General features: G+C 34.7%; 23 protein-coding genes and 5 tRNA genes. 20 read left to right on the top strand and 8 right to left on the bottom strand.

All coding sequences use genetic code 11. The features are described from left to right. Nucleotides 1-19 precede the first annotated feature (19 nt). Both sra and cutA read right to left on the bottom strand, forming a co-directional pair. Nucleotides 20-253, bottom strand: a complete 234-nt coding sequence (gene sra, locus DK861_RS14765; protein WP_109400604.1) for a stationary-phase-induced ribosome-associated protein — start codon at nt 251-253, stop codon at nt 20-22. 395 nt (nt 254-648) lie between these two features. Beyond that, nucleotides 649-957, bottom strand: coding sequence for a divalent-cation tolerance protein CutA (gene cutA / locus DK861_RS14760; RefSeq protein ID WP_109400603.1), 309 nt, complete (start codon nt 955-957; stop codon nt 649-651). Nucleotides 958-1,325: 368 nt separating this feature from the next. Between cutA and DK861_RS14755 the strand changes: the two genes are divergently transcribed. The 4 genes from DK861_RS14755 (at nt 1,326) to DK861_RS14740 (ending at nt 4,801) form a co-directional block, all read left to right on the top strand. Next, nucleotides 1,326-2,309, top strand: a complete 984-nt coding sequence (locus DK861_RS14755) for a sugar-binding transcriptional regulator (RefSeq protein ID WP_072064136.1) — start codon at nt 1,326-1,328, stop codon at nt 2,307-2,309. Between the two features lie 240 nt (nt 2,310-2,549). After that, complete coding sequence (gene modA / locus DK861_RS14750) at nt 2,550-3,305, top strand: molybdate ABC transporter substrate-binding protein (protein ID WP_109400602.1); 756 nt, start codon at nt 2,550-2,552, stop codon at nt 3,303-3,305. Between the two features lie 99 nt (nt 3,306-3,404). Further along, a complete protein-coding gene (locus DK861_RS14745) occupies nt 3,405-4,181 on the top strand; it encodes an ABC transporter permease (RefSeq protein WP_072064134.1) in 777 nt (258 codons plus the stop codon). Further along, on the top strand, nt 4,175-4,801 hold the full coding sequence (locus DK861_RS14740; protein WP_109400601.1) for an ATP-binding cassette domain-containing protein: 627 nt from the start codon (nt 4,175-4,177) through the stop codon (nt 4,799-4,801). The genes DK861_RS14745 and DK861_RS14740 overlap by 7 nt, the downstream gene beginning before the upstream one ends. A 20-nt stretch (nt 4,802-4,821) precedes the next feature. Here DK861_RS14740 and DK861_RS14735 read toward each other — a convergent pair whose 3' ends face one another. The 3 genes from DK861_RS14735 to DK861_RS14725 form a co-directional block, all read right to left on the bottom strand. Beyond that, nucleotides 4,822-5,514, bottom strand: a complete 693-nt coding sequence (locus tag DK861_RS14735) for a helix-turn-helix transcriptional regulator (RefSeq protein WP_072064132.1) — start codon at nt 5,512-5,514, stop codon at nt 4,822-4,824. Nucleotides 5,515-5,624: 110 nt separating this feature from the next. Next, on the bottom strand, nt 5,625-5,882 hold the full coding sequence (locus DK861_RS14730; RefSeq protein ID WP_006532995.1) for a hypothetical protein: 258 nt from the start codon (nt 5,880-5,882) through the stop codon (nt 5,625-5,627). Nucleotides 5,883-6,480: 598 nt separating this feature from the next. Further along, nucleotides 6,481-7,269: a glucose 1-dehydrogenase gene (locus DK861_RS14725; protein WP_109400600.1), complete on the bottom strand. Its 789-nt coding sequence runs from the start codon at nt 7,267-7,269 to the stop codon at nt 6,481-6,483. A gap of 253 nt (nt 7,270-7,522) precedes the next feature. Between DK861_RS14725 and DK861_RS14720 the strand changes: the two genes are divergently transcribed. After that, nucleotides 7,523-8,227 carry an RNA ligase family protein gene (locus DK861_RS14720; RefSeq protein WP_109400599.1) on the top strand — a complete coding sequence of 235 codons (705 nt, stop codon included), beginning with the start codon at nt 7,523-7,525 and terminating at the stop codon, nt 8,225-8,227. Continuing rightward, complete coding sequence (locus tag DK861_RS14715) at nt 8,224-9,360, top strand: AAA family ATPase (RefSeq protein WP_109400598.1); 1,137 nt, start codon at nt 8,224-8,226, stop codon at nt 9,358-9,360. The genes DK861_RS14720 and DK861_RS14715 overlap by 4 nt, the downstream gene beginning before the upstream one ends. Nucleotides 9,361-9,486: 126 nt before the next feature. On the opposite strand, the gene DK861_RS14710 is transcribed toward DK861_RS14715, so the two are convergent. Continuing rightward, complete coding sequence (locus DK861_RS14710; protein ID WP_109400597.1) at nt 9,487-9,978, bottom strand: DUF4822 domain-containing protein; 492 nt, start codon at nt 9,976-9,978, stop codon at nt 9,487-9,489. A 959-nt stretch (nt 9,979-10,937) separates the two neighbouring features. On the opposite strand from DK861_RS14710, the gene DK861_RS14705 reads away from it, so the two are divergent. From DK861_RS14705 to DK861_RS14690, 4 genes are all read left to right on the top strand, one after another. Further along, the gene (locus DK861_RS14705) at nt 10,938-12,158 is read left to right on the top strand and encodes a PfkB family carbohydrate kinase (protein WP_109400596.1); all 1,221 of its coding nucleotides are present in this window, start codon (nt 10,938-10,940) and stop codon (nt 12,156-12,158) included. A gap of 27 nt (nt 12,159-12,185) precedes the next feature. Next, nucleotides 12,186-12,923, top strand: a complete 738-nt coding sequence (locus DK861_RS14700) for a glutamine amidotransferase (RefSeq protein WP_006532984.1) — start codon at nt 12,186-12,188, stop codon at nt 12,921-12,923. Between the two features lie 128 nt (nt 12,924-13,051). Continuing rightward, the gene (locus DK861_RS14695) at nt 13,052-14,008 is read left to right on the top strand and encodes a DMT family transporter (protein WP_109400595.1); all 957 of its coding nucleotides are present in this window, start codon (nt 13,052-13,054) and stop codon (nt 14,006-14,008) included. Between the two features lie 10 nt (nt 14,009-14,018). Continuing rightward, the gene (locus tag DK861_RS14690) at nt 14,019-15,050 is read left to right on the top strand and encodes a methylphosphonate esterase (RefSeq protein ID WP_109400594.1); all 1,032 of its coding nucleotides are present in this window, start codon (nt 14,019-14,021) and stop codon (nt 15,048-15,050) included. A gap of 105 nt (nt 15,051-15,155) precedes the next feature. Here DK861_RS14690 and glpX read toward each other — a convergent pair whose 3' ends face one another. Continuing rightward, entirely contained in the window at nt 15,156-16,136 is a 981-nt protein-coding gene (glpX, locus tag DK861_RS14685; protein ID WP_109400593.1) for a class II fructose-bisphosphatase, read from the bottom strand. A gap of 206 nt (nt 16,137-16,342) precedes the next feature. Between glpX and DK861_RS14680 the strand changes: the two genes are divergently transcribed. The 10 genes from DK861_RS14680 to DK861_RS14635 all read left to right on the top strand — a co-directional run bounded on the left by DK861_RS14680 (nt 16,343) and on the right by DK861_RS14635 (nt 23,995). Continuing rightward, nucleotides 16,343-19,393 (top strand): DUF2339 domain-containing protein, encoded by a 3,051-nt coding sequence (locus DK861_RS14680; protein ID WP_109400592.1) that lies wholly within the window; start codon nt 16,343-16,345, stop codon nt 19,391-19,393. A 96-nt stretch (nt 19,394-19,489) separates the two neighbouring features. Then, nucleotides 19,490-19,894 carry a GFA family protein gene (locus DK861_RS14675; RefSeq protein WP_109400591.1) on the top strand — a complete coding sequence of 135 codons (405 nt, stop codon included), beginning with the start codon at nt 19,490-19,492 and terminating at the stop codon, nt 19,892-19,894. A gap of 242 nt (nt 19,895-20,136) precedes the next feature. Continuing rightward, nucleotides 20,137-20,700 carry a LuxR C-terminal-related transcriptional regulator gene (locus DK861_RS14670; protein WP_239452187.1) on the top strand — a complete coding sequence of 188 codons (564 nt, stop codon included), beginning with the start codon at nt 20,137-20,139 and terminating at the stop codon, nt 20,698-20,700. Further along, nucleotides 20,684-22,516, top strand: a complete 1,833-nt coding sequence (uvrC, locus tag DK861_RS14665; protein WP_109400589.1) for an excinuclease ABC subunit UvrC — start codon at nt 20,684-20,686, stop codon at nt 22,514-22,516. Before DK861_RS14670 ends, uvrC begins: the two co-directional genes overlap by 17 nt. 55 nt (nt 22,517-22,571) lie before the next feature. Beyond that, a complete protein-coding gene (gene pgsA, locus DK861_RS14660; RefSeq protein WP_109400588.1) occupies nt 22,572-23,120 on the top strand; it encodes a CDP-diacylglycerol--glycerol-3-phosphate 3-phosphatidyltransferase in 549 nt (182 codons plus the stop codon). 141 nt (nt 23,121-23,261) lie between these two features. Beyond that, nucleotides 23,262-23,337, top strand: a tRNA-Gly gene (locus DK861_RS14655). 25 nt (nt 23,338-23,362) lie between these two features. Continuing rightward, nucleotides 23,363-23,436, top strand: a tRNA-Cys gene (locus DK861_RS14650). Between the two features lie 5 nt (nt 23,437-23,441). Then, nucleotides 23,442-23,528, top strand: a tRNA-Leu gene (locus tag DK861_RS14645). A gap of 124 nt (nt 23,529-23,652) precedes the next feature. Further along, nucleotides 23,653-23,739 (top strand) — tRNA-Leu (locus tag DK861_RS14640). A gap of 169 nt (nt 23,740-23,908) precedes the next feature. Next, nucleotides 23,909-23,995: transfer RNA gene (locus DK861_RS14635), tRNA-Leu, on the top strand. A 117-nt stretch (nt 23,996-24,112) separates the two neighbouring features. On the opposite strand, the gene DK861_RS14630 is transcribed toward DK861_RS14635, so the two are convergent. Beyond that, a complete protein-coding gene (locus DK861_RS14630; RefSeq protein WP_204101273.1) occupies nt 24,113-25,144 on the bottom strand; it encodes a glycosyltransferase family 9 protein in 1,032 nt (343 codons plus the stop codon). Nucleotides 25,145-25,172 lie beyond the last annotated feature (28 nt).

Raw genomic sequence — 25,172 nt, 5'->3', positions numbered from 1 at the left:
GCGTTTGCGTATGAAAATATTAATTAGTTGCAAGATACTCAGGATAAGCATCTGTTAACTTCATATAGATACGCTTGTGCGTTGCTTTCTTTCTGAAATCCTGTTTTAAACAGACTTTAGCTGCATTTTTTAACTCAGCAGGTACATTTTCAGCGTTTGTAGAGGCAATAATGGAAAAACGCACTTTCTTTTTAGACCGACTTAAATTATAAGGTAAACCTAAAATTCGTCTTGCGACTCTGTTTGTTTTCACAACTCACTCCTTTTTACATGTAATTTAGAGAAAGCCCTTTTATTATAACAGAAAATAAAAAGAATAAGGTGTTGGTAACCTTATTAATTTAGCATTAAAGGCTATTTTTCTATAATTTTTAAAACATATTTAGGTTAATAAAAAACGTTTTTCTAATCGAAATTTAATTAATTAACTAGATTGTCGTTACTTTAAATTAAAATATTTATTCTTATAAAGAGTATTTAAATACTGTCATTATTAAAAAACAATAAATTTAGTTTAATATTAACAATGGGTTACTTGTCTTATAATTTAGATGACAATGATATAAGTTGTTTTAAATTACAAATAATTATCATTTTTTTGAAAAAAAGATATTAGAAAAGAGATATCACTAAAAATTTAACGTTATTTTAGCTCAAGGAAGTATGGATCCAATTAAGATAACCTTTAAAACCATTTTCAATCGGTATTATAATCACTTCGGGAGTATCATAGGGATGTATTTCGACAAGAGCATCAATTAAGTTTTGCTGTTTACTTTTTTCAGATTTTATCATCATAAGTATTTCATTATCTTCAATAATTTTATTATCCCAATGATAAATAGATTTAACTTGAGGTATTAAGTTTACACAAGCAGCAAGTTTTGTATTGATGAGGTAATGCGCAATTTCATTAGCGATTTTTTCATTTGGTGCTGTAGAGTATGCAATTATCATTGTTTGTCCTTTTAAAATTAATTTGATTTTTCATAGCAGTAATAAAGCTTGATGATTTTAATTTTATCAAAATAAAACTTTTTAAAACTTAAATCTAATATTTTTATTTTTAGCGAAATAAAACAGTATTTTCAAAAAAAACTTTCTCGATATGAGCTGTTTACGGCATTATTAAGGGCATTTTACGTATTATAAGGTTCTTGTAGTAAAGAAAAATATAAGAGTGCCGATATTATTGGTAGATTAATGAAATGTATCTATTTGTGTTATAGGCTTAATTTGGCTAAAGGTATTTTATTTTCAATAATATCTCTAATATAAAATAAACTAATTAGTCATAAGATTTATAAAAATTTGTGGGGTTTAAAATGGATAATAATTCGCTAAAAAATGCGAGTTTATTTGATAATGATCCCGTTCTCTATGCAGCGTGGCTTTACTATCAGGACGGACTCAGCCAAAGTGAAGTTGCAAATATTATGGGTGTTTCTCGTGTTACTGTCGTGAAATATTTGCATTTAGCTAGAGAAAAAGGATTCGTAAATATTAACTTGGATTCATCAGTATTTTCTACGATTGATTATGCCCTCAGAATAAAAGCAAAATTCGATCTTAATAATGTGCTTATTTTACCTGATGAAGAAAAGAATAAATCACAACATACTTTAAATATGAACAGAGAAAGGTTAGCGAAAGCAGGAGCAATGTATCTTTCTCAGATAATTAATGACGATGATATTTTAGGTGTTGCTTGGGGACGAACAATTTATAAATTGGGTAATTATCTTTCACCCAAGTCATTAAAAAATATCACAGTACTACAAATGATAGGCGCCGTAGCGCCACAGCCTGATTTTAAAACAACAGAAGCAGCCGCGTTAATTGCAAACAAGTTGTCAGGGTGCAGTATTAATTTGCATGTACCTGCGGTAGTTTCTAGTGCGCGCCTAGCAATGGAACTTCAAGCTGAGCCTATTATTAGACGCAGTTTTTCGGCGCTAAATCAGTGTAATAAAGCCCTTTTTGTTGTGGGTAATACATTTGATGATAATCCTTTGGTAACAACGGGGGTTTTAACGAGTAGTGAGATGGCTCAATATCGTGATTTAGGCGCTGTCGGTGTAATTTGTGGACGTTTTTATGATGCGCAAGGTAATCCTTTAGTTTCTGATATTGACCTTAGGATAATGGGAATAAGTCTTGCTCAGTTAAGACAAATAACACAACGACTTTTTATTGCTGGTGGTGTGGAAAATATTCAAGCAACAATAGGGGCGATAAAAGGAGGTTATGCCACTGATATTGTAATTGATGAAGTCACAGCGTTGGCATTATTAGAGTTAGATAATTAGTAATAAAATCCTCGTGAAAGCGAGGATTTTTTGGCAAATGACTATTTAAGATCTACTTATCTCTGATAATAAGCATTTATTTTGAAAGGCCTTTTCTGTAAATCTTATACATAAAGAAAAAGATAAAAATGATAAGTTGTTAACATTTTTACCTTTTTTTAATATGAGTCTCTTGCCTTAAATGCTTATATCATTCATTATATAAAAAATTATATAACGATGATTGAGATTACCATATTTATGAAACGCCAATTGCTTGCTAGTTTAGGATTAGCATTAGGATTAATTTGTCATAATACATTTGCAGCTGAGCTTCATCTTTATGCAGGGGCTGGATTAAAACAACCCGTAGAGCAGGTTGTGAGTGTGTTTGAAAAAGAGACAGGAAATAAAGTCACTATTGAATATGGTGGTTCAGGCCAAATATTAACACGCTTTAATTTAACTAAGCAGGGAGATTTATTCTTTCCTGGGTCACAAGATTATGTTGAAAAGTTAGATAAAGAAGGGCAAGTGGTTAATCAGTATTCTATTATTCGCCATATTCCAGTTATTGCTGTGCGTAAAGATAAAGTGGGGGATATTAAAACCCTAGAAGATCTTGCGAATAGTTCATTAAAACTAGGTATGGGTGATGCTAAAGCTATCGCATTAGGAAAAAGTGGCGAACAACTTATTGATGCATCAGGACAAGGCGATAAATTACGCGATAAAGTTGTGGTTCGCACTGCAACAATTAAACAATTGCTTATGTATTTATTAAATGGGGAAGTGGATGCTGCCATTATTGGATATGCAGATGCAATGAAAAATCAAGATAAGCTTGTTTTACTTCCAGTTCCTGAAGGTAGTCCAGAAGAAGTGGCAACACTTGCTGTTTTAAAAACATCAGCAAATCCAGAAGAAGCACAATTACTTGCTGATTATTTTACTCGCTCTGAAGGGATCAAGGCTTTTACTGATTATGGTTTTCTTCCTGTAATTTCGAAACCATAAATTTTTTCTCACATAAATTGTGTTTTTTGCCACCAACTCACTGGTGGCTTTTTTCATTATCACAATAAAATAAATATTTATCTTAAAAAAGGAAATAACGTGTTTCGATGGGCATTGATTCCACTCTTTTTATTGTTATTTCTGATCTTAGGATCACTAATTGCGCTGATATGCCAACTTTCTTATGTTGAATTGAGGCAAGTTATTATTGATCCTGAATTCCATTTTGCTATTGGTATGTCACTCAGTACAGCGCTAACTTCTTTATGTTTGGCAATTATCTTAGGTGTACCCGCCGCATGGGCAATGGCAAGAATTCCTTTTAAAGGGCATCGTTTCATTGATGCGTTATTAGATTTACCTTTGGTGACTCCTCCATTAGTTATCGGTATCGGATTATTATTGTTATTAGGAAATCAGGGGCCTTTAACAGGTATTTTTCCTGAGTTATCTCGCTCTCTTTTTTCACCATTGGGTATTATTATTGCTCAAACTTATGTTGCTAGCGCGATTATTATGAGAAACAGCCTTTCTGCTTTTAAGTCAGTTGATCCTGCTTATATTCAAACAGCACAAAATTTAGGATTAACACCAACAAAAACATTTTTCTTAATTGAAATACCACTTTGCTGGTCGGCGCTAATGAGCGGAAGCATTATTGCATTTTCTAGAGCCTTAGGTGAATTTGGCGCTACGTTAATGCTAGCTGGTGCAACAAGGTTAAAAACCGAAACGTTGCCTATGGCAATTTATCTAAATATCGCCAGTGGAGATTTCACTTTGGCAATAGGTTGTGCGCTCGTTCTTATCGCTATCGCGATTACTTTATTATTTGCGTTGCATCGTTTACAGCGAGAAAGGAAGGCATCATGTTAGAAATTCGTTCATTAACATCGGGCATATTAAAAGATGTCTCGTTAAAGGTAGAAAAAGGAACTTGCTTAGGAATAAGTGGTACATCAGGAAGCGGTAAAACTACACTTTTAAATGCGATTGCTGGATATACTTCGTACTCTGGAGATATCTATCTTGCAAATAAAAATATAAATGAACAGCCAGTGTGGTTGCGTTCTTGCCGATATTTAAATCAACGGCTTTATTTATTTCCGTTTATGACGGTGACACAAAATTTATGGCTAGCACAATATGGTGCAAAACAGAAAAGAAGTAAAGAAAGAGAAAAGGCGATATTAGAGCAAATGGGAATTGCACATCTTGCTGAACGTTATCCTTATCAAATATCAGGGGGCGAGCAACAACGTGTTGCATTGGCAAGAGCTCTTATTAGCCAACCCAAACTTTTACTACTGGATGAACCTTTTTCGAGTTTGGATTGGGAAACACGTTATCAACTTTGGGATTTAATGAGTTCCTTAAAATCTAAGGAGATAACGATGATCATGGTTACTCATGAGCCTCGTGAAATAAAAGCGCTAGCAGATAAAACGGTTTTATTGTCTAAAGGACAAGTTGTTACTGAAAATTCTATACTATGAAGTTATTGATTGCTTATTGATCACCAAGCCATTACTGACCAATGGATAATACGCCCCATAATTTTTACAGAACTTGTCTCCGCTGATTCATCAGGAAATTCGTCTTTATTATAACTACGTATAATCAATTTACCGCCTGGTTGACGATAGAGTAGTTTTATTCTAAACAAGGCATCTTGTTCGATAGCATAAATACCACCATCAACAATACGAGTATTGCCTGTATCGACAGTAACTGTTGAGCCATTTGGAATAACGGGTGACATACTGTCGCCATAAACAGAAAAGCAGATCACGTTCTGAGATGATGCGCCATAACGGCGTAATGTGCTTTTTGAAAATCTCAATTTATATCCATTATGATCTTCGTTAGTACAACAACCGTCACCTGCTGCGAGCTCGATACTTTTAAAATAGGGTATTTCTACTTCATCATCACCTAAAGGAGTATTACTGTCCCATTCACTTACAGGTTGCCATTCATTCTCTGGTGGAATTTCAGAAGTTGCATTGGTTTGTTCTTCACCTCCAAGTAGCCAAGCCAAATCACAATTTAACGCTTTTGCTAATTCAGGTAAAAAACGGGGACGTTTAGTTTTACCACTTTCTAGTTGTTCTATAGATTGCTGTGTCGTACTTGCTAAAGTGGCAAGTTCTGATTGTGTTAAACCTAACGCAATGCGTTTATCTTTGGTACGTTTCGCAATAGACATTAGTGACTCCTAATACGTGTCCTTACATATTCAAGTACAAAGAGTATATCGTAAAAAGAAAACAAATTAAATTGTATTTTACCTTAAGAATAAAATTAAGAATAGATTAATTACTTAATTTTGAAAACGTCATCTGCACTATCTGGTGGGGTGAGATAAGGATTTTCATCAGTGACTTCAGGATCTCTCAAGACTTCTCCACAGAAAATAATAAGGTCAGGTCTTTTTTGTTTTAAGTAGTTAAGTCGCGTTGTGCATTCATCTTTAGTATAAATTGTTTCTGTAACAGGAACAGCATCACAAGAATCATTTCCACAAGGACTTACCAACAATACATAACCGACCAGCATGAGCTGTGAAGTAAACATAAAATATCCTTTTAACTATTCATGTTTGGTCATCAAAATCAGACCGCTAGATTACCTATTTGTTGATAAAAAAGCAGTTTCTATTTGTCTTAAATAGCATTAATGATGCAAAAAAGTGTATTTGATCACAATTTTTCTAGTGTTTATTTGTATTTTTTTGTAATGTGTTATAGGCGAATAACCTAATCATCAGAGAATAATACGCTATTGATATATTGTGAAAACAAATAGAATTGTTTTTCAGTCTACTTACTTGTTGTAATATTGTTATTTGCATTATTTAAATTAATATTCCCATAAGATACTAATTTAAATAATGTTTATTAATTATATAAATTCAGTTAAAAAACAGATGTCTAGTATTTACTCAAGACTAAGTGTTTATTGGACAGAACTCGCCGTTATGACATGGTTAATAGAGAAGGGGCCTATTCCAAGAGAACTCGAAAATTAGATATACCATTTATTTCAGATAGAGAGCTTATTATTTCCAAATAACTTGATTAACACTGAAAATATTGTGTTTTATTTAGAACGAGAATAATTAATAATACATCCCACTTTCTAGTAATATAGAAAGTGGGAACTTTATTGTCGATTAACCTTTACCAGATTGAAAAGAGGAATAAAGTGTCATCCCTCCGTCAATAAAAATAGTCTGTCCTGTGATATAGGCTGATTGTTCAGATGCTAACCAAGCGGCTACATTAGCAACGACTTCTGGCTCAGCAGCATATCTCATGGGGATCATCTCTTCTAATTCTTCACGAAGCGTATCATCTTGCATTTTTTCTTTGTTGATGGGGGTATTTATTGCTCCGGGGCCAATTGAATTAATTTTAATACCCTGACTTGCATATTCAAGAGCGAGAGATTGAGTTAGCATTCTTACCCCACCTTTACTTGCTGCATAACTTGCAAAAGTGGGCCAAGGGATAATTTCATGAACTGAAGATATATTAATGATATTGCCTTGAATTTTATTTTCTACAAAATATCTTAGCGCAGAGCGGGCGGTAAGAAAGTAACTCGTTAAATTCACATCTATAATTTTACGCCAATCAGCTAAATCAACAGCATGGGAAGGTGTTTGTGTTTCAATACCAGCATTATTAATAAGAAGGTCGAGCTTGCCAAAATGATTGATGGCACAATAAATAAAATTATGGGCAACATCTTCGTTGCTAATATCACCCCCAAAAATAATGGCTTTACCTAAATTTAATTTATTTAAATCATTGGCAAGGGATTGAGCCTCTTTTTCGTCAGAATGATAATTAATCACGACATTCATTCCTTCAGCGACTAATCGTGACACAATAGCAGCACCAATTCCTCTTGATGACCCCGTAACGACAGCGACTTTTCCTTGAAGATCGTTGTACATACTTCCTCCGATATTCGATTTGAAAATTAAGCAAAAAGTAATATAAGAGATAAATAATATTATTTATCTAGCACTCTACTAAGCTTATGGTTAATATAGCCACTTATTTATTTTTCACTTCTCTTTAATTGTAGGTTGTTATTATGTAATACGCATTAAGGCACTGAAAAAATCGTGCAATTACAGAAAAATTAACTTACCAAGTTTATTTTAAAATTTGGTAGAACTTCTGTTACTTAATGAGTATTAAATAATGAATAATCAATCACAAAAATATGATAGAACTTATCACTATCCTTTTTCACCAGGCACAACAAACGACGATCGTATAAATGCGCAATGGTGGCAGGACATTTGTCAAATAAAACAACTTATCCATACAGAAAAACTAGATGGAGAAAATAATTGCCTAAATAAAATGGGGGTTTTTGCGCGTTCGCATGCAACTCCAACGCAATCAGCGTGGACATCTCAATTGCGTCAACGTTGGCAAATGATGAAAAATGATTTAGGTGAATTAGATATTTTCGGTGAAAATTTATATGCCATTCATTCTATTGAATATGCACACTTAGAAGAATATTTTTATGTGTTTGCGGTTCGTTATAAAGATAAATGGCTAGGTTGGGAAGAAGTGCAGTTTTATGCTTCTTTGTTTGATCTTCCTACTGTGCCAGAAATTAAATTGCCTGAATGTCAGGATAAAACAGAGTTTGAAAATATGATTGTTTCACAAGCTAAACAGGCAAGTTTTTTTCAATCTCAAGATGTTTTAACTCAAAAGCCAAGTCCAATGGAAGGTATTGTTACACGAGATGCACAGTCATTTTCTTTAAATGATTTTTCTCATCGTGTTTTTAAATATGTTAGAAAAGACCATGTTAAAACAGATGTTCATTGGAAAAAAAATTGGCGGCGAGCCTCTTTAATTTGGGAAAAAACACAGGAGTCTCAATGATGCTTCATAAAAAACTACACACTGAAATGTCATGGGAACACCTTTGTGAACTGTATGATGAAATAAATGATATGGCTGGTGTTATACAAGATCCTATTCATCATGCAGAAGGCGATGTGGCGATACATACACAAAGAGTAATCAATTCAGTGAAATCATTGCCAGAATATACGAGGCTAACTGAAAGAGAACAGCAAATTTTATGGATCTCGGCACTATTTCATGATGTAGAAAAACGTTCTACAACTCGGGAAGAAGAGGGACGTATTGTTTCACCAGGTCATGCACGTAAAGGTGAGCTAACAACGCGTCTTTTTCTGTATAAAAAAGTACCTTTAAGCTTTGCTGATAGAGAGCAGATCGCTGCTTTAGTTCGCTTTCACGGTTTACCGTTGTGGGTGATGGATAAACCTGATCCTAAAAAAGCTCTGCTTGCTGCATCACAGAGAGTAGATTGCTATTTATTAGCATTATTAGCTAAAGCTGATGTTTTAGGGCGAGACTGTGAAGATAAACCAGCTCTTTTTGATAAAATTGCGTTATTTACACTTTATTGTGAAGAGTTAAATTGTTGGCGTAGAGCTGCTCCATTTCCTTCAAATGATGCTCGTTTTCACTATTTTTATACAGACAGTAGTACGGATTGTAATTATGAGCCTTATCCTGAAAAAGGAAGTGAAGTGACAGTGTTATGTGGATTACCTGGTATGGGAAAAGATACCTTTATTCGCCAACATTGTGCAGATCTTCCGATTGTGAGTTTAGATGATCTCCGTCGCCAACATAATATTAAACCTGATAACAGAGATGCTAATGGTTGGATAGCACAGCAAGCAAAAGAACAAGCTCGTATATATTTACGAGAGCATAAACCTTTTGTTTGGAATGCCACCAATATTACAAGAAAAATGCGAGATCAACTTATCTCTTTGTTTTATCGTTATAATGCAAAAATTACGTTGGTATATATTGAAGTCCCTTATGCGCAATGGCAGAGGCAAAATAATGCAAGAAACGAAGCTGTGCCAGCTAAAGTAATGGAACGTATGTTGAATAAATTGGAAGTACCAACACCAGAAGAAGCACACAAAGTGATTTATTGGATTGAAGGTCAATCTCAGACCATATTTTAATTAATTGATTAATCTCGGTGAAATGTTAAGTCGGTTATAAAATAAATGAGGGTTACTTATAAAAATAAGTAACCCTTTTTTACTTATTGAGTAGGATTAATTCACAAGTAAAACAACGTACTCAATTTACTTTTTAACGTGATGGATAATATCGAAATAGACATTACGATCATCAGCATTTGGATAAATACGATAGGTGTACTCATCATCTTTAACTGTGATATTTTCTACATCACGGGAGAATAGTGTTTTACCTTCAGTATCTTTGGCAACTAAGGTGCGTATTTTGCCATCGTCTGACATTGACCAGTCACCTTGCATTTTTTGTTTACCTTCTGGCGTAAACATAATAAATGTGCCATTAGGGTAGTATTCTGCAAGCCCAAAATAGTTGCTAACTTGAGCATTATCTGGAGTTGTTTTATTTCCTTTTTCATCAATAGCGTCAGTTGTTATCCAAACTTTTTCTATCATGATTTTCTCATAATCGTTAAGTTCTTTTTGAGCCTGAATAACATCTTGAGTTTGAATATTAGTAGCAGTTGATGAACTTTCTGCAGCAAAGAGAGAAAAACTAGCGCTTAATAATGAGATTGCGATAAGTGATTTTATTTTCATTGATATATCCTTATTTTACGTTGTGCTTTTTGTCAGTAATTTATGTTATGTCTGACGGTATGAATAAATTTTAGTATAAAATGAGTGAAGTGCGAGGAAATAATTATGTCTAAATGTTTCTAAAAAAAGAATTTTTGACAAATCTAACTGGTTAAAAATATTCAATATACTATATTTATTGGCATTATTATCTCCATTTATTCTTATTGTAGATTTAATTGCTATAGGTGGCGTAATTAAAAAAAACAAATCATATTTATAGATAGCACAAAAAATAGATAAAAATCTTTCTTGATTTACAATATGAATTCAAAGATTGACTCATTGGTGAATTAAATAGACAAAGATGATGACGTTTTTATCTAACTAAATGTTACTTAGGTCACAAAAATGAAAGATGAAAACTGAGTGTGTTTTAAGCATTTCTTTTGCATTACTTAAGTAATTTACGTTCTCTGGTGAAAAGATAACATTTTCTTTGGTGTTTAATGATTAAAATGTCTTTATGGTAGATGTGTTTTAAAAATCAGAGATGATAAAAATAATTAATGCATTGCACGATTCAATTAGATTGTATTTTATTTAAGCATTATTACGGATAGTTTATAGTGATATAAAATGATTTCTTTTGTAATATCTTACATATAAAAATAAATTTTATTTTTATATGTAAATCAATAATATTATTTTCTGTATAAAAATAAAAAAACAATATTAAATTTATTTATATTAATAAGGTAAGACGACATTGTAAATTTACTCATTTTTTTCTAAAAAAAGTATAAGTTAAAAATTCATTTATTAAATTATCTTACTATTGTCATTGTTTATTTCTGTTTCTTTTTGTTTTTTATTTTTGTGTTTCTGCTTTTTTTTGCTTTTAATAAATAACATATGATTGTAATCACAATCCCATAACAACTAATAAACTAAAGTTGTTGCCATAGAGGTAACATTAAATGAAAGCAGAACGTCATAAAAAAATAATTAATCTGATTAAAGGTAATGGTGCAGTAAAAGTTTCTGTTTTGGCTAAAGAACTTGATGTTACCAAAGAAACAATACGATCAGATTTAAATACACTCGCAGAAAAAGGAATTATAAAAAGGTGCCATGGTGGTGCTTTTATAGAATTTGAAACATTAGATAAAGTTGCAAAAAAAGAAATTATACAATTTCTAGAATGTAATGATCAAATTGATAAAAACGATTTAGCAAACAAAACAGCAATAAATAAGGTGTGCGTACTGGGTTCATTTAATGTTGATATGATTAGTTATCTTCCTAGATTGCCAGAAGCCGGGGAATCCTTATTATCGAATAAATTTATCTTCTCACCAGGAGGTAAAGGTTGTAATCAAGCATTGGCGGCGAGTTATGCTGATGCACAGGTGCATTTTATAACTAAGATAGGTACTGATCAATTTAGTGATTATGCAGTTAATTTTATATCATCATCAAGAATAAAAACATCAACGATATATCAAACTGAAAATTATCAAACAGGAACTGCATCTATTTTTGTTTCTGAAGAGAGTGGGGAAAATATTATCTCTATTTATTCTGGCTCTAATATGGATATTACTGCTGATGAAGTAAAAATACAAAAAGATAAAATTATTGATGCGGATATAATTTTACTTCAATTAGAAACAAATATTGAGGCATTAAAAGAAATTATTGCTATTGGAAACGAAAATAATATACCTATTATTCTTAATCCAGCACCTTATAATAAAATAGTTAATGAATTACTTCCAATGATAGATGTATTAACACCTAATGAAACGGAAGCCAGTTTATTATCTGGAATAGAAGTACTCGATTTAGAATCTGCAAAAAATGCTGCAGTTTCTATTTATCAACAAGGCGTAAATAAAGTGGTTATTACGCTGGGTAGTAAAGGTTCGTTAGCTTATGACGGATATAAGTATATTTATTCGCCGGCATATCCGGCAGTTGTAAAAAATACAGCAGGGGCAGGTGATGCTTTTAATGGAGCGCTCGCTGCCTCGTTGGCAAAAGGAAAGCAGTTTTCTTATGCGTTACGCTATGCATCAGCTTTTTCATCATTAGCTGTTGAGACGAGTAATGCTTCAGAAATGCCTGAAGATATTAATGTCATGCATCGCATCAATCAAACAACATATTCACAGATTGTCACCCAATCCCCTGAATAAATAATCTTTTTTGAAAGAGGAATAAAAATGAAAATCTTATTTATTGGTGAGTCATGGCACATTCATATGATCCACTCTAAAGGCTACGACAGTTTCACTTCCAGCAAATATGAAGAAGGTTCTACGTTCTTATTAAGTTGTTTAAGAGAAAAAGGTGTTGAAGTTGATTATATGCCTGCTCATACCGTTCAGGTTGCATTTCCACAAACGGCTGAAGCATTGGCTAAATACGATGTCATTGTTATTAGTGATATTGGTGCAAATACGTTCCTTCTGCAAAACGATACGTTCTATAACATGAAAGTCATTCCTAACGCATTAGGATTAATTAAAGAGTTTGTAGTTAATGGCGGTGGCTTATTAATGATTGGTGGTTACCTGTCATTTATGGGTATTGAGGCTAAAGCAAACTACAAAAATACATTACTTGCAGAAGTTCTGCCTGTTGAAATGCTCGATGGCGACGATCGTGTAGAAGCGCCTGAAGGTGTATTTGCAAGTGCTGTAAATGCTGAGCATGCATCAGTAAAAGGCTTTGGTGAATGGCCTATGTTCCTTGGCTATAACAAAGTTTCAGCTAAAGAGAATACAGAAACCGTTTTAAATATTGGCGAAGATCCATTGCTGGTATTTGGTCAGTTCGAAAAAGGAAAAACAGGCTGCTTTATGAGTGATTGTTCTCCTCATTGGGGTAGCAAAGAGTTTTTAGCATGGCCTCATTATGCAGATATGTGGGTTAACATTCTTAAACAAATTGCCCGTTAATTTGAATTAAGAATAACTGTAATAAAAAGTAAAAAAGCGCAGAGTTGCCGCTCTGCGCTAATAAAACCGATTACTTGAAAAATAAAAAAAGAAATCACTCATAGCCAATAATCCAAAAGGAACATCTTATGAGTACAAAAAATTTATCAACACCATTGCTGATGTTAGCAACTGTGTTAGCAGGTATGCTATCACCAATGCAGTCTGCGGTGAATGGGCAGTTAGGGCATGTTTTAAAAGATGGTAACGCCAGTGCAGTTATCTCTTTTGCCAGTGGTTTAGTGGTGATGTTTTTTATCATTATGTCGAAAAAACAGTATCGCCAACAATTTGCTTCAATTCCAAGTTTAATTAAAACGCGCAAAATCCCATTATGGAACTGGTTTGCGGGCCTTTGTGGTGCAATGGTTGTTTTCTCTGAAGGAGCTTCTGCGAGCGCGTTAGGAATTGCAACATTCCAAACAGCATTAATTTCAGCACTGTTATTATCAGGTTTACTATGTGACCGCTTTGGTGTAGGTGTTGATGAGAAAAAATATTTCACACCATATCGTGTATTAGGTGCAATATTAGCTGTTGTTGCAACTTTATTTGTAGTTTCTCCACAATGGCACTCAACCTCATTTATTTATTTAGCAATCTTACCTTTTCTGGCTGGTTTATTAGCCGGTTGGCAGCCAGCAGGTAACGCTAAAGTTGCTGAAGCAACAGGTTCTATGATGGTGTCTATCACTTGGAACTTTATTGTCGGCTTCACTGTTTTAACGATTGCTCTTATTGTTCGCATGGCATTAGGTCATATCACTCTTGAATTACCAGGTACTTGGTGGATGTATTTAGGTGGTCCTTTAGGGCTTATGTCTATCGCATTAATGGCTATTTTAGTACGTGGTTTAGGCTTACTGATGTTAGGCGTTGCCTCAACAGCGGGTCAGTTGTTAGGTTCTGTATTAATTGACTTATTATTACCGTCATTAGGCAATACCGTTTATTTAGTGACAATCATTGGAACATTATTTGCGTTAGTGGGTGCGATTGTAACTACAATTCCTGAATTCAGAGCGACTAAGTCAGCAAAAGCGTAGGAGTATCGTAATGAAAGGTTATATTCAAACCGTAACTGGCCCCGTGAAAAAAGAAGATATGGGGCTAACATTGCCTCATGAACACCTTTTTAATGATCTCTCAGGTGTTGTTGATGAACCTTTTTATGAATTCTCGCATGTGTTAGTTGATAAGAAGGTGAGTGCAGATATTCAGTGGGGACTTAAATACGATCCATATTGCTGTTGCGATAATATGGATAAAAAGCCTATCGAAGATGTTATTTTTGAATTAAATAACTTCAAAGAGTTAGGAGGCAGAACAATTGTTGATGCAACAGGATCTTCATCAATTGGACGTGATATTAGAAAATTAAGACAAGTTGCAGAAATCACTGGTATTAACGTTGTTGCTTCTTCAGGACTTTATATTGAAAAGTTTGAAGGGAAGCGTTTGGCTGATGATATTGATGCAATGGCAAAAATCATTGATGATGAATTGAATGTAGGTATTGATGGTACTGATATTTGTGCTGGCATGATTGGCGAAATTGGCGTTTCTCCATTCTTTACTGATGGTGAAAAAAATAGCTTACGTGCTGCTGCTATTGCGCAAAATAGTAATCCTCATGTTTCAATGAATATTCATATGCCGGGTTGGCAACGTCGTGGCGATGAAGTTTTAGATATTCTATTAACTGAAATGGGATGTAACCCCGCTAAGATTTCATTGGCACATTCGGACCCATCAGGTAAAGATATTGATTATCAATGTAAAATGTTAGATCGCGGTGTTTGGCTTGAGTTTGATATGATTGGTCTGGATATCTCTTTCCCTAAAGAAGGGGCAGCACCAAGTGTTATGGATACCGTAGAAGCCGTCGCAACCTTAATTGAAAGAGGCTATGGTAGCCAAATCGTATTAAGCCATGATGTGTTCTTAAAACAGATGTGGGCGAAAAATGGGGGAAATGGTTGGGGATTTGTTCCTAATGTATTCCTTTCATTATTGGCTCAACGTGGCATTGATAAATCTATTATTAAAAAATTATGTGTAGATAATCCAGCTAATTTATTGGCTTAAATCTGAAGTAAATAACAATAAATATACCCCTTGAAGTAAATTTAGCGGCATCTTAATAAAGTGCCGCTTTTTTATGTTTCAAGGAAAAGAAGACAAAATGAAGCATTAACGTAAATGGAAATTTTCAATATAACGCAATGAATGCGTTGAACCATTAATGACTAAAGAGTGTGTTTGTAAGTATTGAGCTTGTTGATTAACACCAGATAAAAAATCACCTTTGGTAATTGCTGTTGCTGCAAACATAACATCTTGGTTACGTACTAATGTGTCTAATGACAATTTAATATTTACATCGGTACCCATTTTATGGCAACGAGCAATTTCAGAAACGGCATATTCTCTATTTTCCGCACTATTTCCTTTTGCAATATCTCGAGTAATCAAACGTGCTTGCATATCACCGCCTAATGCCTTCGCGATAGCCGCACTAATTACGCCCTCGGGTGCTCCACCAATACCATACATAACATCAATACTGTTATTAGGCATTGTGGCATATAAAGAAGCTAAAACATCACCATCAGGTAGTGTAATAATATTAATACCTTTAGCGCGAAGATCGTTAATAATATCGTGGTGACGCGGTTTATCTAAAATAGCGAGAGTTAACTGCTCAATAGATTTATTTAATGTTTGTGCGATAGCATCAAGGTTATATTCAAGGCAATGGTTAAGATCAATCACACCAGCAGCTTGTTTACCAACAATTAATTTCTCCATATACATGTCAGGAGCTTGTAAAAAACTGCCTTCAAAGCCAGCGGCTAAAATAGCTAGGGAATTATTTTCACCCATAGCGACCATGCGTGTACCGTCAATGGGGTCAACTGCAATTTCTATTTTATCGCCTTTCCCATTTCCTACTTTTTCGCCAATATAGAGCATAGGCGCTTCATCTATTTCACCTTCACCAATGACAATTTCACCATTGATATTTAGGTTATTTAAACGTTCACGCATGGCACTGACAGCAGCATCATCTGCTGCATTTTTATTTTGTTTTCCAATCCAAGGCATTGCTGCAATAGCTGCGGCTTCTGTTACAGAAGCGATAGCATTAGTTAATTCGTCATTTAATTTCATATTATGAGTGTGTTTTGCGATATAAATGGAAGATTAAGTTAGGTTACCGATCATACCTTTTTTTCGAAATTGTGTGCTAGGTTTAAATCAAGAGTTCTCGAAATAGATTATTTAGGAATAAACTAAGATAAATCTGTGAAAATTAAAGTATAACTAAGGGAAAGAGATTAAAACTATGTGATGCTTAACGCAAAAGGATTAGGTTTATGGACGACTTTTTGACGCTCATTGTTACAATATTTGTCGTGGTATCTTTGTATTGGCAATATCACGCTTATATAAATAGCAACTCATTGTTACATCGAATTAAACAGCTTGAAGAAAAGTTTACTGAGCAACAAGAGAAATTATTTAAGTTATTAAATAAAGATAACGCTGTGGATATTCGCACAGAGCTTGATACTCAGAAAAGTGAAGTTAAGGATTTATCTCGTGATATAAAAAGAGAGCCTCAACCAACGGGTTCAACTTATCAACCTAAAACAGTTGAATCTACTGACACAATAGAAAAGGTGCAAAATAAGGCGGAGAATAAAGGTACGCCTGTATATCAAGATGCACAAGTATCACAAGAAAAGGTATTTAATAAAGCTTTTCCTAAAGAAGAAAATCCAGTTGTTCAATCTTCTATGGTTAATAATATTAACCTTGAAAACAAACAACCTAATCAGCCCGAAATATCAACGATCCCTACACCTAAAGGATCTGAGCCTTATCAACCTAAGGTAGCAACAAGCCGTTTTGCTCATCGTTATCAACAAGAAGCAAAACAGACATCTGTTAAATCAACATCAGATCTGCTTGTAGAAAATAGAGCTAATGTTGCAAATGCAAGCCTTTCGGGATCTGAAACAGGTGATTTAGGAAATGCTACACCTCAAGTAAATAGACCTGCATCGCAATATAGACCTAATTTAAACCCTCGCCCAAAACGTCAACAAAAATCAATTTTAGGGCTTATTTGGAATTGGGTAGTAACAGGAAATCCGCTGGCTAAAATAGGGATGCTATTGCTCTTTTTTGGTCTGTCTTATTTACTTAAATATAGTATTGAGAATGAACTTGTCTCAGCATCAACACGTTTAATGATGGCGGGAACAGGATGTTTGGCCTTATTAGGTATTGGCTGGTGGCTTAGAAAGAAAAACCTGATTTACGCATTAATTTTACAAGGTGGCGGTATTGGTGGGCTCTACATTACTATTTTTGCTGCGACTAAAATTTATGATTTTGTTCCTATTGGCATTGCTTTAGCTATTATGGTCTTTATTTGTATTGTCAGTGTTATTTTAGCAGTTCTTCATCGAGCAATTAGTTTAGCTGTATTAGCTTCATTAGGAGGATATTTAGCGCCTGTATTATTGTCCACAGGAAGTGGCAATTATATTGCTTTGTTTAGTTATTATCTTATTCTTTCAATTGGCATTCTTATTATCAGCCATTGGCAAGTTTGGCGTTTATTAAATCTTATTGGTTTTGCTTTTACTTTTGGTATTGGTTTTATATGGGCGATACCAAATTATACTCATGCCGATTATTTACCTTGTCAGTTATTTCTAATTGCGAATTGGTTGATTTTTGGTGTTGCAACGGAACTTTCAACACTAAAAAATAAACTGAAACTTAATATTCCTTTTGATGCCACATTACTGTTTGGTACACCATTAATTGGTTTTATTTTCCAATATCGATTAGCCTCAGAATGGCCATATGGAGTTGCTATTGCTTCATCTCTTTATGGATTAGCTTATTTTATACTAAGTTGGTTTGCACTTAAGCGTTATCGTGAAGAGGGTAAATTGCTGGCAATTGCCTTCTTTATGCTCTCTGCCACCTTTGCCACTTTAGCCGTACCATTTGCATTCTCTGCTGAATGGACATCGATTGTATGGGCAATTGAAGGGATGATGATCCTTGCTTTTTCTGTTTTACAGCAGCAAAAGAAACCCGCTATTGCAGGGACTATTTTAGTTGCAGTTTCTTTTGTTTTATTATTTAACATGCCCGTTATCTCGTTGGGCGATTGGCTAATGCTGGTAACACAGGTAATCGTTGTATTTGCTGTCGCAGTACTGTGGTATCGAGCGCAATTTACTAATATTGATAATCGAGCTATTGGATATGTCACACTGTTTATTTCTGCTGTAAGCTGGGGATATAGTGTTTTACTTTTACAAGAATATGGTGAACATTGGCTCTCTCCAGAAGTAAAATCCATTACTTTTGCTTTTATTCTTATCAGCTGTTGGGGCATGTTCTTTGCAGGAAAGAAATCCCAATTTTTTGAGTTGGCAAGTTGCTCTATTTTATTATGGCCGATGTCAGCACTTATTATGTTGGTATATATCTATCTTGCAGGTTCGTTAATTGATAATTGGTTAAGTGCGATTATCTGGTTCGCAATTTTTGCTAGTGGTTTCTATTTACTTAAAGTAAATACATTATTGCCGAAACAAAGGATCAATAAAGCATTGCTCCACAATATACATCTTATCTTTATTGGTCTCTTCTTATTTACTGAAATTATTTGGTTAATGGATGTTACGTACCTTTATGTGAGTTTGCATTTTGCAAGCGTTATTTTTGTTATAAGTTTATTTATTGCAATAAGTTATATGCTAGCAATGAAAGTGAATTGGATAAAAGAGTACCAAGATGCTTATTGGGTAGTCACTTTACTTGCTTTGGGCTTACTGGCAATTTCTTTAATCTTTGCAAACTTTAATGATGGAACTGAAAGTGGTATTAAATTTATTCCATTATTTAATTTGATGGATCTAATGGGTATTATTGGAATATGGATTGGTTATCAATTTATTTCAGTAATAAAATACTCATCTAAATATCAAGCATTATTGCAAAATAACTGGCCTATATTGAATTACATTATTCCTGCGATGGTTTTCTGGTGGGCAAATGGTATTTTATTAAGAGGATTAGTCTTTGCAACAGATATTGATTGGTCGAGTTATACAATAATTAATTCCAAAGTTATCCAAACAGTATTAGCAATTATTTGGGCAATTACTGCATTAGTAACTATGGTGATGGCGACACGTAAGAAGTCACGTTCACAATGGTTTATTGGTGGTGTACTGTTGGCGGTGGTTATCGCTAAACTTTTCCTAATTGACACATCATTAAGTAGTGGATTACTCAGAGCATTGGCCTTTATTGGTGTTGCAATACTGATTTTATTAATCGGGTATTTCTCACCGTTACCACCGAAAAGGCAAAGTAACAATACAGGCGTGTAAGCAATATTTATGCTTGCATTGTGTTTATTTTATAAATTAAATCATGCATATAATCTTAAATGATTAATGCATGATTTAATGGAAAGGAGAACTATAATGCATCAAGGTCAATGTTTATGCGGTAAAGTTAAATTATCAACAACACAAGATATCTCTGCGCTCAGCGTTTGTCATTGCAGTATGTGTTTACGTTGGAATGGGGGGCCAGGTTTTTCAATTGATTGCAAATCAGATTTGAAGATTGAAGGTGAAGAATATATAACACGCTATGATTCATCTTCATGGGGTGAGCGAGCATTTTGTAAGCATTGTGGTTCTCATCTTTTTTACCTTCTAAAAGAAACTCATAATTACTATGTGTCAGCAGGATTATTTCCTGATGCGAAAGAAAGCAAACTGACAATGCAAATTTATATAGATAGCAAACCTCACTATTATAATTTTGTAGAAAAAACACCAATGCTAACAGAACAAGATATTATGAATATGTTCAATCAATAATATTTTATTTATTGATTTTTTTTATATTTTTTAAAAGGCTCTTTTCTATATGAGCCTTTTTTATTATAGTATAATAATTATGTTAAAATTTATGGAAAGTTGATTTAACATTCTTTGTTATATTTTAATTTAAAAGGAAAAAGTTATTGATAAATACATTGATAATAAGTCGAGTTGAAATATTTAGCTTGGGAATAAAAACACTTCTTAGTCAGATTAAAAAAATTAATGTTCGAAAGGTAATGAATGATGAAAGTGATGCATTCCGCTATTGCCGACAATTTTCGGTTAATCTTATTATTTTTTACTCATCACCTTCAGTCTCATTAATTGATTCTATAAAAAGAATAAAGCGTTCATCTTTATCAATTAAAATAATTATTATTTCACCAAAAACAGACTCTATATTATCAATAACACTTCTTCAATTGGGTATTGAAGGCTTTATTATTGTTGATACTTCTTGTGAAAATATTCTGCAAGCTATTCGACAGGTTTGTATCGGTCAACGGTATATAAGCCAAGAGTTAGCAATGGAAATCGCGCTAACAAAATTACAGCAAGAGTTAAATCCTTTACATCATCTGTCTGAAAGAGAATTGCAGATTATGTCGATGATCATCAGAGGGAAAAAAATCACACAAATCGCAAGTGAGTTGAATATTAATACAAAAACAGTAAATAGCTATCGTTACCGAATGTTTAGTAAACTTAAAATCTCAGGTGATGTAGAATTAACACATATAGCAATACGTTATGGGTTAATTGAGATAGAGAGTCATTTACAAAGTGGAAGACAAATTTGACGCCAAAGCATTCTTAAGCCGAATCACAGATAAACCGGGTGTGTATCGGATGTATGATGCGACAGACACAGTAATCTATGTAGGTAAAGCTAAGGATCTGAAAAAAAGGCTTTCTAGCTATTTTCGCACACAGGTAAATAGCCGTAAGACCGAAGCTTTAGTGAAGTGTATCGCAAATATTGATGTCACGATCACCCATACAGAAACGGAAGCTTTATTGCTTGAGCACAGCTACATCCAACGTTATCAACCTCGCTATAATGTATTGCTACGAGATGATAAATCTTATCCTTATATCTATTTAAGTGGTGATAAGCATCCCAGAATTGCTAGTTATCGAGGAGCCAAACATGCCAAAGGGGAATATTTTGGACCTTTCCCTAACTCTTTTGCAGTAAGAGAAACACTGGCATTAATGCAAAAATTGTTTCCTATTCGTCAATGCGAAGATAGTGTTTATCGCAATCGTTCAAGACCTTGTTTGCAATATCAAATTGGTCGTTGTCTTGCTCCTTGTGTAAAAGGCTATGTTTCTGATGAAGAATATGCCCAACAAGTTAATTATGTGCGACTTTTCCTTTCAGGTGATGATACGCAAGTTATTGACGGATTGGTTAAACGTATGGAAGAAGCAAGCCAAGAATTACGTTTTGAAGAGGCTGCTCGCATCCGAGATCAAATCCAAGCAGTAAGGCAAGTGACTGAAAAACAATTTGTTGCCAATATTGGTGATGATCTTGATGTGATAAGTGTTGCTTTTAATGGTGCGATTGCTTGTGTTTATGTTCTCTTTTTCCGTCAAGGTAAAGTGTTAGGAAGTCGGAGTTATTTTCCTAAAGTTCCTGCGAATACCTCAATTGATGAGGTTGTTCAGACTTTTATTGGTCAATTTTATTTACAAGGCAGTGCAATTCGTACTTTACCCACCGAAATTTTGCTTGATTTTAATTTAGAAGATAAAGTCATTCTTTCTGAATCTATATCTTCAATTGCAGGGCGAAAGATTCAAATTCAAACAAAACCGCGTGGCGATAGGGCGCGCTATTTGAAATTAGCTAGAACAAACGCAGCTACGGCATTGGCTTCAAAACAAGTCGAGCAATCGACAATTTCACAACGTTATACCTCTTTGATGTCTCTTCTTGATATGAAAGAGATAAAACGAATGGAATGTTTTGATATTAGTCACACTATGGGAGAGCAAACTGTGGCTTCATGTGTAGTATTTGACATGAATGGCCCATTAAAATCGGAATATAGGCGCTATAATATCAGTGGTATTACTCCTGGTGATGATTATGCGGCAATGAATCAAGTGCTCACTCGACGTTATGGTAAACCATTAGAAGACAGTAAGGTTCCAGATATTATCTTTATTGATGGTGGTAAAGGGCAATTAGCACAAGCAATAGAGGTATTTGATTCTCTTAATGTTGATTGGGACAAATCACACCCGAAATTAATTGGTGTTGCAAAAGGGAGTGACCGTAAGGCAGGGCTTGAAACCTTGTTTTTTGTGCCGGAGGGGGAAGGAATGGCGTTGCCTTCCGATTCACCTGCGTTACATTTGATTCAACATATTCGTGATGAATCGCATCGTCATGCGATAACTGGACATCGTCAACGTAGAGCCAAAGTAAAAAATACCAGTTCATTGGAGTCTATTGAAGGTGTCGGACCTAAGCGTCGTCAAATGTTGTTGAAATATATGGGGGGGCTACAAGCTTTACGAGATGCAAGTGTTGAAGAAATTGCGAAAGTTCCGACAATTTCGACTGCATTAGCAGAAAAAATTTTTAATGCGTTGAAACACTAAGTGTATTGATGCACCATATTAATAACTCTCACTTTTCTAGGTCGTGTAGAACGCTATGCAACTAAATATCCCAACTTGGCTAACTCTATTTCGTGTCGCTCTAATTCCATTCTTTGTTTTGGTGTTTTATTTACCATTCAAAGATGCTCCATTAGTCTGCGCTATTATTTTTATGGTAGCAGCTGCAACAGACTGGTTTGATGGCTATTTAGCACGTAGATGGAAACAAACTACCCGCTTTGGCGCTTTTCTCGACCCAGTAGCGGATAAAGTAATGGTTGCAACAGCACTTGTTTTAATTACTGAATACTATCATGAGTGGTGGATAACTTTACCAGCAGCAACAATGATTGCTCGTGAAATTATTATCTCTTCATTAAGGGAATGGATGGCTGAATTAGGAAAACGTAATAGTGTTGCTGTTTCTTGGATAGGAAAAGTGAAGACGACCGCACAAATGGGATCGTTGGTTGTGTTATTATGGCGTCCTACTATTGAAGCAGAGTGGTTTGGATTCGCTTTATTATATATCGCAACAGTGTTGACTTTCTGGTCAATGTTTCAATACTTGAGCGCTGCGTGGTCAGATTTGCGTGAAGGTTGATCGAAATGACTGAAAATTCACCGAACAGTCAAAAAGATGCAAATATAGTGTTGACTAGATTCAGGAAATCAGTAGAATGCAACGCATCGAAAGGCACAACGGTTTACGGAAATAAATAAGTAAATCAGCAAGTTCGGTAAAGCGGGAATAGCTCAGTTGGTAGAGCACAACCTTGCCAAGGTTGGGGTCGCGAGTTCGAGTCTCGTTTCCCGCTCCAATCTCTTATGAGATTGAGCAGTTGAGGCGCGTTGGCAGAGTGGTCATGCAGCGGATTGCAAATCCGTGTACCTCGGTTCGATTCCGGGACGCGCCTCCATTAATGCCCAGGTGGTGAAATCGGTAGACACAAGGGATTTAAAATCCCTCGGCTGTAAGGCTGTGCGGGTTCAAGTCCCGCCCTGGGCACCATCTCTTTAGATAAAGAGTTTGGTGCAAAAAAAAGTCCATTATAAATGGCAGTGAAGAATAAATAAGTCGTCCATACCAGTATCTTTCTTAGTAATAAGAATTTACGGGCGCACCACAGAATTTAGCCCAGGTGGTGAAATCGGTAGACACAAGGGATTTAAAATCCCTCGGCTGTAAGGCTGTGCGGGTTCAAGTCCCGCCCTGGGCACCATATAAATAGCGGACCTTAACTTAGGTCCGTTTTTTCTTCCTCTAGCGATAAGTTAGTGAGAAAAATCAAAAAACTGAAGTTAGTTGTTTTAGACATAACGTTTTAAATTTATTTGTTATTTAAATTGTATGATAAGTAAGTATTATGCGTAACAAGTAAATACAATTTAGCCCAGGTGGTGAAATCGGTAGACACAAGGGATTTAAAATCCCTCGGCTGTAAGGCTGTGCGGGTTCAAGTCCCGCCTTGGGCACCATATAAAAAACGGACCTCATTGAGGTCCTTTTTTTGATCATAAAAAATAAAAATCACCTTATCAGTTGTAGTAATAAGGTGATTTTCAGTTAATTATTGTTTTTTTAGTAATAGTCGATTAGTTATTTGTATCTAAAATAGTAACTCGATTTCTTAGTGCAATAAAACGAGTCAATACATCGTCTACCGTAAGAAGCCCTACAGTATCTTCAGGTGCTTTCAGTACTTCACTGGTAATATGCCATGGTCCCCAAAAATCAGCATCACTATTACCAAACATTGCTACTGTCGGCACACCAACACCGACTGAAATATGTAATGCACCACCATCGCTGGTTAGCATCTGATCACATAAAGACATACCCGCCATTAATTCTCGAAGATTTTGCGTAGGCACTGGCGTAATAGGGATATCTTTACATTGTTCGAGTATAAATTGTGCTTTTTCATCATCACCAGGATGCTGCTTATTATCATTGCTTCCTGGCGACCAAAAGAGAAGAACATGGCATTTTTCGCGTTGTGTTAATTGGTGTGCTAACGCGATAAATTTTTCTGCTTGCCAACGTTGTTGTGGTTTACGTGAGCTGATTTGTAAGCCGTAAACAGGAACATTTTCAGTTATTTTAATGCGTTGCCGAATTGTAGAGATCTCTTCGTCTTTAACATACAACTTCAAAGGGCCGGCTTTTTTCTCTATTCCAAGAGGATGAGCTAGTTGACAGAATAACTCAGCGATATGACCTTTGTTAGACGGTGTTGGAATGGGATCTGTCACTGCTGATGGCGCGTCATCACCAATAGCGATAATCCGTTTAGCACCAGATAATTTTGCCCATTGTAATGCTCTTTTGGCCCAATGATCGCGAGCAACAATTGCAATATCATAATGCTGACGACGCATATCAAAAATAATTTTTAAGCGACTTAGAATGAGCTTTAAGGACGATTGCCCTGATTTTTTATGATGTAACTTACTGTAAATATGTACATTTCCGACAGAAGGGTTACCTTCTAAGATTGCTTGATTGTAAGAATTTACGAGAAGATCAATTTTTGTATTGTATTCGTGGGCAAGAGCATCAATTAATGGTGTTGTAAGTATTAAATCACCAATGTTATCTCTTTGTATTATTAATATTTTGGTCATAATTAGATTTATTCATACTCGAATGAAA

Source organism: Proteus sp. TJ1640 (assembly GCF_003144445.1).
Classification (GTDB): Bacteria; Pseudomonadota; Gammaproteobacteria; order Enterobacterales; family Enterobacteriaceae; genus Proteus; species Proteus penneri.
This window is presented reverse-complemented; position numbering and strand designations above follow the sequence as displayed.

Coding starts and splice junctions, on each gene's coding strand:
- DK861_RS14725 (WP_109400600.1), bottom strand. CDS start 7,269: ATGTACAACGATCTTCAAGGAAAAGTCGCTGTCGTTACGGGGTCATCA.
- DK861_RS14715 (WP_109400598.1), top strand. CDS start 8,224: ATGATGCTTCATAAAAAACTACACACTGAAATGTCATGGGAACACCTT.
- cutA (WP_109400603.1), bottom strand. CDS start 957: ATGATAATTGCATACTCTACAGCACCAAATGAAAAAATCGCTAATGAA.
- glpX (WP_109400593.1), bottom strand. CDS start 16,136: ATGAAATTAAATGACGAATTAACTAATGCTATCGCTTCTGTAACAGAA.
- DK861_RS14730 (WP_006532995.1), bottom strand. CDS start 5,882: ATGTTTACTTCACAGCTCATGCTGGTCGGTTATGTATTGTTGGTAAGT.
- pgsA (WP_109400588.1), top strand. CDS start 22,572: ATGCAACTAAATATCCCAACTTGGCTAACTCTATTTCGTGTCGCTCTA.
- DK861_RS14710 (WP_109400597.1), bottom strand. CDS start 9,978: ATGAAAATAAAATCACTTATCGCAATCTCATTATTAAGCGCTAGTTTT.
- DK861_RS14755 (WP_072064136.1), top strand. CDS start 1,326: ATGGATAATAATTCGCTAAAAAATGCGAGTTTATTTGATAATGATCCC.
- DK861_RS14690 (WP_109400594.1), top strand. CDS start 14,019: ATGAAAGGTTATATTCAAACCGTAACTGGCCCCGTGAAAAAAGAAGAT.
- DK861_RS14675 (WP_109400591.1), top strand. CDS start 19,490: ATGCATCAAGGTCAATGTTTATGCGGTAAAGTTAAATTATCAACAACA.
- DK861_RS14705 (WP_109400596.1), top strand. CDS start 10,938: ATGAAAGCAGAACGTCATAAAAAAATAATTAATCTGATTAAAGGTAAT.
- DK861_RS14680 (WP_109400592.1), top strand. CDS start 16,343: ATGGACGACTTTTTGACGCTCATTGTTACAATATTTGTCGTGGTATCT.
- modA (WP_109400602.1), top strand. CDS start 2,550: ATGAAACGCCAATTGCTTGCTAGTTTAGGATTAGCATTAGGATTAATT.
- DK861_RS14630 (WP_204101273.1), bottom strand. CDS start 25,144: ATGACCAAAATATTAATAATACAAAGAGATAACATTGGTGATTTAATA.
- DK861_RS14720 (WP_109400599.1), top strand. CDS start 7,523: ATGAATAATCAATCACAAAAATATGATAGAACTTATCACTATCCTTTT.
- DK861_RS14740 (WP_109400601.1), top strand. CDS start 4,175: ATGTTAGAAATTCGTTCATTAACATCGGGCATATTAAAAGATGTCTCG.
- DK861_RS14670 (WP_239452187.1), top strand. CDS start 20,137: ATGAATGATGAAAGTGATGCATTCCGCTATTGCCGACAATTTTCGGTT.
- DK861_RS14735 (WP_072064132.1), bottom strand. CDS start 5,514: ATGTCTATTGCGAAACGTACCAAAGATAAACGCATTGCGTTAGGTTTA.
- DK861_RS14700 (WP_006532984.1), top strand. CDS start 12,186: ATGAAAATCTTATTTATTGGTGAGTCATGGCACATTCATATGATCCAC.
- DK861_RS14695 (WP_109400595.1), top strand. CDS start 13,052: ATGAGTACAAAAAATTTATCAACACCATTGCTGATGTTAGCAACTGTG.